The sequence below is a fragment of the Pseudoflavonifractor sp. BSD2780061688st1 E11 genome (assembly GCF_005844125.1).
Classification (GTDB): domain Bacteria; phylum Bacillota; class Clostridia; order Lachnospirales; family Lachnospiraceae; genus Sellimonas; species Sellimonas catena.
Genome location: NZ_SPHM01000010.1, coordinates 89,081 through 98,162, shown reverse-complemented (window position 1 = coordinate 98,162; position 9,082 = coordinate 89,081). Strand labels below are relative to the sequence as shown.

The window sequence follows — 9,082 nt, the reverse complement described above, 5'->3', positions numbered from 1 at the left end:
CATATGGGTGGCTCCGACATTCGGAATGGGTGGCTCTATGCAACGGATTGAGTGGCTCCGAAGTCACGGAATACTCAACTTTGGTCATTACGAAGCCTATATTAGTGTAGAACAGCCACTTGGAGCAGAATACAAGGCAGATTATATGCTGCTTGGACGGAATTCAATAGGTCATCATATTGTTTTAGTAGAATTTGAAAATGTGAATGTTGATTTTAGGCTGCAGAACTCCAATATGGAAACAGAGGCAGTACGAAAAGGAATGACACAGATTAATGATTGGAAACGATGGATGGATAATAATCGGCCGTACTTTTTGCAAAGTTGTGGGCTGTCTGATATTGGCAGAAATATTCCAACTTGGGGATTACGTATTAAAAAGGATGGATGATATTTCAAATCAAATGTGGGGGCAAATACAGTATGAAAGAGGGGTTCATATTATTACCTATGACAGACTCGTTGATAATATACTGAGATTAGGAAATGGGTTTTGATTTGTAGGATGTTAAGATATTTACATTGTATGCAATTTATTTTATGCAAAAATCCCAGTGAGTAATGAACCTGCATTCTTACTATGTTTTGCTATCTTTGACAGCTTTAATATGCCGCATTTTGCTGATTCTGTGATTGCTTTAACAATCTCAGCGGCAACTACATACCAGGCAAATCACGGCAAAACAGGGCAAATCTTAGCAAATTAGGAGGACTTTAAACATGATAAAAATACTTTTCATTTGCCACGGCAATATTTGTCGTAGCACAATGTCTGAATACGTTATGAAATACCTGGTATCCGAGGCGGGGCTTTCGGACCAGTTTTACATTGATTCCGCTGCCACCAGCAGAGAGGAGATCGGTAATCCGGTTCATCCCGGCACCCAGAGGAAGCTTCGCGAGGTCGGTATCCCATGTGGAGGCCACCGGGCCCGCCAGATGAGACGGGAGGAGTATGAGGAGTTTGACTATCTGATCGGCATGGATTCGTGGAATATCCGCAATATCAACCGGATCATCGGAAATGGCGATCCGGAGGGCAAGGTATGCCGGCTTCTGGATTTTACCGGCCGGGCAGGGGAGGACATTGCCGACCCATGGTACACGGGTAATTTTGATGCGACCTACCGGGATGTGAGGGAAGGGTGCGAAGCGCTCCTTGCTCAGATCATGGAGAGCGGAAGAATCAGATAGAAAATCGACAGTGTGTTGGACAGGAAAAGGCATACAAAAAAAGCGTACAGGAAGCAGCGATACTTTGTTAAAAAAATGACTAAATAATAAATCGAAATTGTCTGAATTTCTGTGCAGATCGATAAAAATGCGCTTTCCTGCGTTAAATAAGAAAACTTTTTGGTTGATTTCATTGACTTATCATGTATAATGGTAAAAGGGAGTAAAGAGGCTTTACTTTCTGTAAAATAATGAAAGAAAAGAGGTTTGATGTGAGATGGCAGAAATGAATTTAAGCAAATACGGCATCACAGGCACGACGGAAATTGTACATAACCCTTCTTATGAATTATTATTCGAAGAAGAAACCAAACCGGGTCTGGAAGGTTTTGAAAAGGGACAGGTAAGTGAACTGGGTGCTGTCAATGTCATGACTGGTGAATACACAGGGCGTTCTCCAAAAGACAAGTTCATCGTAGTTGATGAGAATTCCAAAGATACAGTATGGTGGACCTCTGATGAATACAAAAATGACAACCATCCTGCTACACAGGAAGCATGGGAAACAGTAAAGAAGATTGCGCTTGACGAACTTTCCGGCAAGAAGCTTTACGTTGTAGATGCATTCTGCGGCGCAAACAAAGATACACGGATGGCAATCCGTTTTATCATGGAAGTAGCATGGCAGGCACACTTTGTTACAAATATGTTCATCCAGCCTACGAAAGAGGAGCTTGAAAATTTCGAGCCTGACTTCATCGTATATAATGCGTCCAAGGCAAAAGTAGAAAATTATAAAGAGCTTGGACTGAATTCTGAAACAGCAGTTATGTTCAATATCACAAGCCGTGAACAGGTTATCGTAAATACATGGTACGGCGGAGAAATGAAGAAAGGTATGTTCTCCATGATGAACTACTACCTTCCGTTAAAAGGCATCGCTTCCATGCACTGTTCTGCAAATACGGATATGAACGGAGAGAACACAGCTATCTTCTTCGGACTTTCCGGAACAGGTAAGACGACACTTTCCACAGATCCGAAACGTCTTTTGATCGGTGATGATGAGCACGGATGGGATGACAATGGTATCTTCAACTTCGAAGGTGGATGCTATGCGAAGGTCATTAATCTGGATAAAGAATCTGAGCCGGATATCTACAATGCAATCAAGAGAAACGCTCTTCTTGAGAACGTAACTCTGGATGCAGACGGAAAGATCGATTTTGCGGATAAGAGCGTAACAGAAAATACACGTGTATCTTACCCGATCGACCACATTGAAAAGATCGTGCGTCCGGTTTCCGCAGCACCGGCTGCAAAGGAAGTTATCTTCCTTTCCGCAGACGCGTTTGGAGTACTTCCTCCGGTTTCCATTCTGACACCGGAACAGACACAGTACTACTTCCTGTCAGGATTTACTGCAAAGCTTGCAGGTACAGAACGTGGTATCACAGAGCCGACACCTACATTCTCCGCATGCTTTGGACAGGCATTCCTGGAGCTGCATCCGACAAAATATGCGGAAGAGCTCGTAAAGAGAATGGAACAGAGCGGAGCAAAAGCTTACCTTGTTAATACGGGATGGAATGGAACAGGAAAGCGTATCTCCATCAAAGATACCCGCGGTATCATCGATGCGATCTTAAGCGGTGATATTTTAAAAGCACCGACAAAGAAGATCCCGTACTTCAATATTGAAGTACCGACAGAACTTCCGGGTGTAGACACAAATATTCTGGACCCTCGTGATACATACGCTGATGTTTCCGAGTGGGAGACAAAAGCAAAGGATCTTGCTCAGAGATTCATCAAGAACTTCCAGAAATACGAAGGAAACGAAGCAGGAAAAGCACTTGTTTCTGCAGGACCGCAGGTATAAGAAGGCAAAGAAATCTGCCGGGTGTGACAGTTGTCGCACCCGGTTCTTTTCACCCCTTTTTCAGATTCATATTTTCTGAGAGAATTTGTTTCTGAGTTCTTTACATTACAGGTAAAATCCGTTAAGATAAGAAGATGGCGAAGTAAGTCACGAAGAGGGGAAACGTATGCTGTATGTAAAGCCGCATTTCTATGATCAATTTCAATGTATTGCAGATCGCTGCCCGGACACCTGTTGTGCCGGATGGCAGATCATGATCGATGAGGAGTCTCTTTTGAAATACAGCCGGGTAGAAGGTGGTTTCGGAAACCGGCTTATGACATCCATTGACTGGGAAGAGGGAGCATTCCTGCAGTTTGACGGGAGATGCAGCTGTCTGAATGAGAAGAATCTCTGTGATCTATACGAGGAGCTTGGCGAGGAGTATCTTTGCAGTACCTGCAGGATGTATCCGAGACATGTGGAGGAGTATGAGGATGTCAGAGAGTGGTCATTGTCCCTTTCCTGTCCCGAGGCGGCGAGGATGATTCTTGAGTGCGAGGAGCCGCTTACCTTTCTGACGGAGGAGACCGGGGAGAGCGAGCCGGAGCCGGACGAATCTTTTGATTTCTTATTATATTCCAGTTTAAATGAGATAAGGGAAATCCTGTTCAGGATGATACAAAACCGCGAAGAGGCGGCAGAGGTCCGGATGAAGCGTTGCCTGACGGCAGGAAAGGTCTGCCAGAAAGCGCTGGAAGAGGGAGGACTTTTCGGAATCGAGGAGGAGCTGGAGCAGATCCGGCAGGAAGCGTGCGGGGGAGAGCCTCTCGGATTTGAAGCAAAGTCCGCTTTCCTGAGAGAACTTTTTGAAATGGAGTTTCTCTGCGAAGACTGGAAAAAGGAGATTCACGAGGCTTTTGAAATCCTGTATGAGAATGGACAGGAGGCCTACGAGAAGATCCGTGAGAAATTTGGACCGGGAAAATGGGAGCAGTACAGTGAAAATCTGATGATGTTTTTTATCTACACCTATTTTTGCGGGGCGGTCTATGATGACAGTATCGATACCAAGATCTGTCTTGCTGTTTACAGTACTGTCATGATTCATGAACTCAGTATGGCGAGATGGATCCGGCAGGGAAAAAGCATGAAAAAGGAAGAGATATGGGAGACAGCCTGGCGGTATGCCAGAGAGATTGAACATTCGGATCAGAATCTGGCAGTTCTGGAGACTTATTTCCAGAAGGGACCGGATCCGTATGTTGCGTAAGAGGGAGAAACAACTTATAATAGTAATAATAGCTAAATGATAGTACTAAGGGGATAAATTCATGAAAAGTGCAAGAGAAAAAATTCTAAGACGAAGAATCCTGATCGCAGTTTGTTGCGTTATCGCTGTTGTGGTCGGGATTGTCGTCTGTGTTCAGATAAAAGAGAGCCGCCCGAATCAGTATGAGAAAAACCGTAAGCAGCTGGAACAGATGGAGCAGGCGGATATATCCGAGACGGAAAAGCAGTGGGAGAATCTGGAAGGAGCCAATGAAAAGACAGAGATTGACACGTCCAAGCGGAATGAATATGGAGTCGTAGAGCTTGATAATGCGACGATCAAGAAAGCATTCAGCGGCGTCGTTGTAGTAGGGGATTCTTTTTCGGAGGCGCTGGATGTGTACGGACTTCTGGACGAGGGATCTGTCATCTATAAGAGGGGTGCCTCAGTCAATGAGATCGATGAGCTGGTTCAGAAAGTGATTTCCATGAAGCCGTCCACAGTCATCATGGAGTTTGGATGCAATGATCTTCAGATGTATAATTCCGATATTGACGGGTTCATCGAAAAGTACCAGTCTGAGATTCAGAAGATAAAAGATGCGCTTCCGGACACGATGATCTGTGTAAATTCCATTCTTCCGATGACGGAGGAGAAAGTCAAGGAGAAAGCCGGACGTGAGAAACGTCCTCAGTACAATGAGGCCATCGAGAAGATGTGCGATGATGAGGGATACCTGTACATCGACAGCAGTTTCATTGTGGAGGCAGACAGCGGCCTGTATGAGCAGGACGGAATCCACATGAAAAAGGAATACTACGAACAGTGGTTATCTTATATTGTAGAAAAGGCGGGACTTTGATCATGAAAAAGAAAAGGAGAAAGGATTTGAGCGGGATCATTGTCAAAGTATGCTTTGCGGCATTTCTGGCGGTGTATCTGGGAATGCTCTGCATGCAGGGGTATGCAAAGGATGTCTCTGTGGAAGGAATCAGGAAAGAGTTTGAAAGTGAAAAGCTTCTTGACGGGATCGAAGAGATGAAAGATAAGGATCTGCGCAGATATTATGGAATAGAAAGCAAGGACTGTGAGGGATACTTCTACTATAAGGCGGAGTCGCCGATGGCAGTGGATGAGCTTCTTGTACTGAAGACAAAGAATGCTCAGGACGCCGGACGGTTTGAGGAAGCAGTAAACAATCGTCTGGACAGCCAGATCGAGAGCTTCGAGGGATACGGAGTCACCCAGACTGCGCAGCTGAAAAAGGCGTATGCGCAGTCGGAGGGAATCTATGTAATTTACATGGCGGGCGATCAGGCGGATGACTGGAAATCTGCTTTTGAAAGCGCGATAAAATAGTCGGTGGAGGGAAATGACATGCTTTTAAACAGTCTGAATTTTATATTTGCATTTCTTCCGGTTGTCCTGATTCTGTTTTATGTGGTGCCGGGAAAATGGAAAAATCTCGTGCTTGCCCTGGCCAGTATTTTTTTCTACGCATGGGGCGAGCCGGTTTATGTTGTATTAATGCTGTTCAGTGCGGTGATGCATTATATGCTGGCGATCGATATCGGCAGAAAACAGAAACGCAGCCGCAGTGCGGTTCCATCCCTTGTTTTTGTCATTGTGATGGATGTATTTATTCTTGGATTTTTTAAATATTACGGATTTTTAAGCGGCGCAGTCAATGAATTGCTCGGAACCGGCTTCTCTACATCAGCACTGACGCTGCCGATCGGTCTGTCCTTTTATACATTTAAAAATCTTTCCTATGTGATTGATGTGTATAAAAAGAAATGTGAACCGGAACGGGATCCGATTACATTTATGGCATATGCGTCATTGTTTGCCTGCATGTCTGCCGGACCGATTGTCCGCTATGCAGATATCAAAGACGATCTCTATGCCCACAACGTATATATGTCAAGGCTTGGAGAGGGTGCGAGACGCTTCATCCTCGGTCTTGCGAAAAAAGTCCTTCTGGCAGATCAGTTATCCATGATGATTACCCAGATTCAGGACTCCGGATCATCTATGTCCATGGTGACGGCGTGGATTTATCTGTTTGCCTACACGATGCAGATTTTCTTTGACTTCTCGGGCTATTCTGACATGGCCATAGGAGTCGGAAATATGCTTGGATTTGAATTTAAGGAAAACTTTGATTATCCATATATCGCAAAGAGCGTGACAGAATTCTGGAGAAGATGGCACATGTCACTGAGCGGATGGTTCCGGGATTATGTGTACATTCCGCTTGGCGGAAACCGTGTCTCCGTTCTCTGCCATCTGAGGAACATTGTGATTGTCTGGTGTCTGACCGGAATCTGGCACGGGGCAACCTGGAACTTTCCGGTGTGGGGGCTTTATTATGCCGTGATTCTGATTGGTGAAAAATATGTGTGGAAGAATCTGGTCTCCAGGCTTCCGGGATGGGCAGCCAATACTTATACGATGCTGCTTGTCATGTTTGGGTGGCTGATTTTCATGAACACATCCTGGGATGCGGCGGCAGGAATGTTTGCCTCCCTCCTTGGATTTGGAGCATCTTCATTGATCGATGTGACAGCCGGATATTACTTAAAAACAGGAATTCTTCTGTTCGCACTGTGCGTACTGGCCGCAAGACCGGTTCTGAAGAAGCTTTCCGAGCGGTTTATTGAGCGCTATACGATTGTCACAGTGCTTGTGTATCTTGTCATGTTTTTACTCAGTATCGGCGGACTGGTATTTAATTCTTATCAGCCGTTTCTCTATATGCAGTTTTAAGGGGAGGTGTCAGATTTGGAAAAAGAGAAATTACCGGCATCGTATTTCGTGGGATTTATGTTTGCGATCCTGATTCTGGTCCTTTCCATTGTGAATCTGTTTTCCGGAACGAAGAAAGTCTCGGAGACGGAGAACAGGGAGCTTGCGCAGAAGCCGGAACTGACTGCAGAGGCGGTCGGCAGCGGAAATTATGCAAAGCAGTATCAGGAGTATTTTAACGATCAGTTTGTGTTCCGGGATTCCTGGATCCAGTTAAAGACCGGGTTTGACCGCCTCCTTGGCAAAGTAGAGGAAAACGGAGTCTACATCGGGAAAGATGGTTATCTGATCGAAAAGTTTGAAAAGCCGGACCAGACTACGGTAAATAATACGCTGGGGGCTATGGCGGCCTGGAAAGAGAAGTATAAAGATATCACGCATTACGCAATGATTGTACCGACAGCATCGGAGATTCTGGAGGACAAGCTACCGGCGCTGGCTTTGACAGCGGATCAGGATTCCAGTATTGATCAGGCTTATCAGACGCTGACCGGAAAGGGGCTGACGACAATCGATCTGAGGGACACCTTCCGTAAGAACACGAATCAGCAGCTGTTTTATAAGACGGACCATCACTGGACAACTTCTGCGGCTTATCTTGCTTTCCAGCAGTTTGCGGAGGTGGCAGGGCTTGACACTTCAGCTGTAACATATGAGAAAATGCCTGTGACAGATCAGTTTCAGGGTACGCTTTCCGCAAAAAGCGGATGCCGGACCGGTGTGAAAGAGGAAATCGACGTCTTCATTCCCAAAAAGAATGAAAATACGACACAGGAGCAGGTGTCTTCGATTGTCGAGTATACAGATGATCAGAAAAAAACCGGAAGCTTCTACAACACCGATAAGCTGGATCAGAGAAATGCGTATGAGGTCTTTTTCGGCGGCAATCACGGGCTGTTAAAGATCAAGACACCGACTACGGAGAATAAGCGGCTTTTAGTTCTGAAAGATTCCTATGCGAATTGTTTCCTGCCGTTTCTTGCACCGTATTACCGGGAGATTGTCGTTGTCGATCCGAGATACTATTATGGGGACTTATCGGAACTGATGGAGACAGAATCCATCAATGAAGTGCTGTATCTCTACAGTGCGGATACGTTTTTTGCGGATACTTCTTTTGCCGCGCTGACGGAAGAGTAGGAAGCGGAATTTCCGGATAGTTTGACCCGGCTGGAAAAATGCAAATTGACACCGGGTGGCGATCTATATATAATAAGGATAGAATACGAGCCGGCCCCGAGAGGCCGGAGAGAAGGAGTTCATAACCATGAAAAGAGTATTGCTAAAACTGAGCGGAGAAGCTCTTGCAGGTGATAAAAAGACAGGATTCGACGAGGCAACCTGCCTTGGAGTAGCTCATCAGGTCAAAGAGCTTGTCGATCAGGGAATTCAGGTAGCTATTGTAACTGGAGGAGGGAACTTCTGGAGAGGCCGTACGAGTGAAACGATTGACCGTGTCAAAGCGGACCAGATCGGTATGCTTGCCACAGTAATGAACTGTATCTATGTTTCCGATATTTTCCGTTTCGCAGGCATGGATACAGAAGTATTCACACCATTCGTATGCGGCGCTTTTACAACCCTTTTCTCAAAAGATGCGGCGGTAGAGGCACTCAATAAGGGAAAGGTCATTTTCTTTGCGGGAGGAACCGGACATCCGTATTTCTCCACAGATACCGGTGCGGTATTAAGAGCGATCGAGATTGAGGCAGATGCGATGCTGCTTGCAAAAGCGATCGACGGAATCTACGACAGCGATCCGAAAGTCAATCCGGAAGCGAAGAAGTACGATGAGATTTCCATTCAGGAAATTATCGATAAGAAGCTGATGGCGGTCGATCTGACTGCATCCATCATGTGCCTGGAGCACAAAATGCCGATGCTGGTATTCGGGCTGAGCGAGGAGAACAGCATTGTCAATACCATGAGCGGGAACTTTACAGGAACGAAAGTGACTGTTTAAGAAA

Annotated in this window: 8 protein-coding genes and 1 pseudogene; all 9 read left to right on the top strand. The window is 45.6% G+C overall.

Annotated features, from left to right (window positions below; genetic code table 11):
* Positions 1-391, top strand: a pseudogene (locus tag FGQ85_RS06670) (DUF4263 domain-containing protein); the annotation flags it as partial.
* Positions 392-720: 329 nt separating this feature from the next.
* A complete protein-coding gene (locus FGQ85_RS06665) occupies positions 721-1,194 on the top strand; it encodes a low molecular weight protein-tyrosine-phosphatase (RefSeq protein ID WP_138372993.1) in 474 nt (157 codons plus the stop codon).
* Positions 1,195-1,450: 256 nt separating this feature from the next.
* Positions 1,451-3,055: a phosphoenolpyruvate carboxykinase (ATP) gene (pckA, locus tag FGQ85_RS06660; protein WP_138372992.1), complete on the top strand. Its 1,605-nt coding sequence runs from the start codon at positions 1,451-1,453 to the stop codon at positions 3,053-3,055.
* Positions 3,056-3,221: 166 nt separating this feature from the next.
* Positions 3,222-4,307 (top strand): flagellin lysine-N-methylase, encoded by a 1,086-nt coding sequence (gene fliB, locus FGQ85_RS06655; protein WP_087167774.1) that lies wholly within the window; start codon positions 3,222-3,224, stop codon positions 4,305-4,307.
* 61 nt (positions 4,308-4,368) lie between these two features.
* On the top strand, positions 4,369-5,169 hold the full coding sequence (locus tag FGQ85_RS06650; protein ID WP_087167775.1) for a GDSL-type esterase/lipase family protein: 801 nt from the start codon (positions 4,369-4,371) through the stop codon (positions 5,167-5,169).
* Positions 5,170-5,171: 2 nt separating this feature from the next.
* Positions 5,172-5,666: a DUF4358 domain-containing protein gene (locus FGQ85_RS06645; RefSeq protein WP_087167776.1), complete on the top strand. Its 495-nt coding sequence runs from the start codon at positions 5,172-5,174 to the stop codon at positions 5,664-5,666.
* An 18-nt stretch (positions 5,667-5,684) separates the two neighbouring features.
* Positions 5,685-7,076, top strand: coding sequence for an MBOAT family O-acyltransferase (locus FGQ85_RS06640; protein WP_138372991.1), 1,392 nt, complete (start codon positions 5,685-5,687; stop codon positions 7,074-7,076).
* A gap of 15 nt (positions 7,077-7,091) precedes the next feature.
* Complete coding sequence (locus FGQ85_RS06635; RefSeq protein WP_242958927.1) at positions 7,092-8,255, top strand: DHHW family protein; 1,164 nt, start codon at positions 7,092-7,094, stop codon at positions 8,253-8,255.
* A 127-nt stretch (positions 8,256-8,382) separates the two neighbouring features.
* The gene (gene pyrH / locus FGQ85_RS06630) at positions 8,383-9,078 is read left to right on the top strand and encodes a UMP kinase (RefSeq protein WP_087167778.1); all 696 of its coding nucleotides are present in this window, start codon (positions 8,383-8,385) and stop codon (positions 9,076-9,078) included.
* Positions 9,079-9,082 lie beyond the last annotated feature (4 nt).